The organism is Paraburkholderia sp. UCT2 (assembly GCF_014397665.1).
Classification (GTDB): domain Bacteria; phylum Pseudomonadota; class Gammaproteobacteria; order Burkholderiales; family Burkholderiaceae; genus Paraburkholderia; species Paraburkholderia tuberum.
Map to the genome: position 1 here is coordinate 1 of NZ_VZQO01000152.1, position 713 is coordinate 713.

Below are 713 nucleotides of genomic sequence, written 5' to 3' on the forward strand. Positions count from 1 at the left end.
CGGCTCACGAACTGCGCGAGGCCTGCGTCGGCTGCCGCTTCGATCTTCTCGACCGCTGCGCTGCCGCCTTCGGCCGCGACGGCATCAAAACCGGTCGAGCGCACGGTGATGACCTTGATCGGATCAGCCGATTGCACGATCGCGATTGCGTTGCCCGCGTAGATAGGACGCTCGAACGTGTCGGCGCTATCCACTGCCGTGATGTCGCTGATCTGCGCGACGTCGAGCTTCGCGGCGATACGCGGCGCGATGTTCTTGCCGTAGGCGGTAGCCGGCGCGAGGATGTGCGTGTAGTGCTTCGCCGCATCTTGCACAAGCGTCAGGACCGTCGCTTCGACGTTTTCCGCGAGGCCTGCGGCCAGTTGCGGCGCATCGGCGAGCAGCACCTTGCTGACACCCGCGATCTTCGCGGCCGCATCGGCCGCGCCCTGCGCGTTATGTCCCGCGACCAGCACGTGAATATCACCGCCGATCTTCTGTGCCGCTGCGATCGTGTTCAGCGTCGCGGCCTTGATCGACGCATTGTCGTGTTCTGCAATTACCAGGTTCGTCATTTCTCGGGTCTCCTCACAGCACCTTCGCTTCGGTCTTCAGCTTCTCGACCAGCGTCTTCACGTCCGGCACCTTCACACCGGCGGAGCGCCTGGGCGGCTCGGCGACTTTCAGCGTCTTCAGACGCGGCGTGACATCGACGCCGAGGTCTTCGGGCTTGA

2 pseudogenes are annotated in these 713 nt (G+C 64.2%); both read right to left on the reverse strand.

Annotated features, from left to right (window positions below):
• A pseudogene (locus F6X39_RS36170) lies at positions 1-554 on the reverse strand (electron transfer flavoprotein subunit alpha/FixB family protein); the annotation flags it as partial.
• A 13-nt stretch (positions 555-567) separates the two neighbouring features.
• Positions 568-713: pseudogene (locus tag F6X39_RS36175) on the reverse strand (electron transfer flavoprotein subunit beta/FixA family protein); the annotation flags it as partial.